At 36.4% G+C, this 456-nt stretch carries 1 protein-coding gene; it reads left to right on the plus strand.

What is annotated here, in order from left to right:
- Window positions 1-456 (plus strand): hypothetical protein (locus tag PL11201_RS27595; RefSeq protein WP_079681538.1); only part of this gene is annotated, 456 nt, incomplete at both ends.

The following is a 456-nucleotide window of genomic DNA, read 5'->3' on the forward strand; positions in this document are numbered from 1 at the left end:
CCTCTGCAAAAACAACCAGATTCCACAACTAATCCCACGGATATTGTTACACCAGAAATATCTAATTATTCTCCTCTGCAAAAACAACCAGATTCCGCAACTAATCCCAGAGATATTGTTACACCAGAAATTTCTAATTATCCCCCTCTGCAAAAACAACCAGATTCCACAACTAATCCCAGAGATATTATTACACCAGAAATTTCTAATTACTCCCCTATTCAAAAACAACCAGATTCCACAATTAATCCCACGGATATTGTTACACCAGAAATATCTAATTATCCCCCTCTGCAAAAACAACCAGATTCCACAACTAATCCCAGAGATATTGTTACACCAGAAATATCTAATTATTCTCCTCTGCAAAAACAACCAGATTCCGCAATTAATCCCAGAGATATTATTAACCCAGAAATCTCTAATTATTCTCCTCTGCAAAAACAACCAGATTCC

This window comes from Planktothrix sp. PCC 11201 (genome assembly GCF_900009135.1).
Classification (GTDB): Bacteria; Cyanobacteriota; Cyanobacteriia; order Cyanobacteriales; family Microcoleaceae; genus Planktothrix.